This is a genomic window from Pseudogulbenkiania sp. FW507-F1 (assembly GCF_058781125.1).
Genome location: NZ_JBYSWM010000065.1, coordinates 1 through 975, shown reverse-complemented (window position 1 = coordinate 975; position 975 = coordinate 1). Strand labels below are relative to the sequence as shown.

Genomic DNA, 975 nt, shown 5'->3' with positions numbered 1-975 from the left:
TTGTTGCCGTCGCCGCTGGCGTGCGTTTCCGCCGTGTTCAGCGTGTAGGTGTAGCTCACCACCCCGGTGGCCGGGTCGAACCCGGTGATGGTGATGGTGCTCCCCAGCGCCGTGGTGATGGTGGTGTTCGCCGTCAGCGCGTTGTTGTCGACCACCTTCACCCCGCCGATGACGATTTCGTCCAGGCCGTCGGCCGCCGTCACCTTGAAGGTGCCGCTCATGCTTTCGGTGGTCGCGCTCGGGTCGCTGCCGATGCTCAGCGCCGCTTCGTAGACCGTGCCTTCGCCGCCCTGCGCCGCCGGCGTCAGGTCGCTGATGGTGACGCCGTCGTCGGTGCCGTTGATGGTGATGGTGAGCGTGCTGGCCGACGGGTCGCCGTCGGCGTCCTGCATGCCGTAGCTGAAGCTGTCGGTGAGGTGCTCGCCGGCACTCAACCCCTGCACCGTGGCGTTGCTGTTGTTCAGGGTGTAGGTGTAGCTGCCGTCGGCGTGCAGCGTCAGCGTGCCGTACAGCCCGGCGATCGCCACGCCCACGTTGGCCGAAGCGCCGTTCACGCTGGTCACCGTGGCCGGGCTGTCGGCGCCCAGCGTGTCGTTGGTCAGCACGTTGGCGCTGGCCGTCAGCGTGCCGTCTTCGGTCACGCTCGCCGTGTCCGGATGGGCCGTCGGCACGTCGTCGACGATGTTCACGCTCAGCGTGCCGTTGGTGCTGCTGCCGTCCTTGTCCGTCGCCGTGACCGCCACGTTGTCGAACAGGCTGTTGTTGCCGTCGCCGCTGGCGTGCGTTTCCGCCGTGTTCAGCGTGTAGGTGTAGCTCACCACCCCGGTGGCCGGGTCGAACCCGGTGATGGTGATGGTGCTCCCCAGCGCCGTGGTGATGGTGGTGTTCGCCGTCAGCGCGTTGTTGTCGACCACCTTCACCCCGCCGATGACGATTTCGTCCAGGCCGTCGGCCGCCGTCACCTTGAAGGTGCCG

The 975-nt window shown here is 67.7% G+C and carries 1 protein-coding gene; it reads right to left on the bottom strand.

Annotation, left to right across the window (positions count from 1 at the left end):
- Positions 1-975: cadherin-like domain-containing protein (locus AC3WG5_RS19195; protein WP_492570331.1), on the bottom strand; the 975-nt coding region annotated here is incomplete at both ends.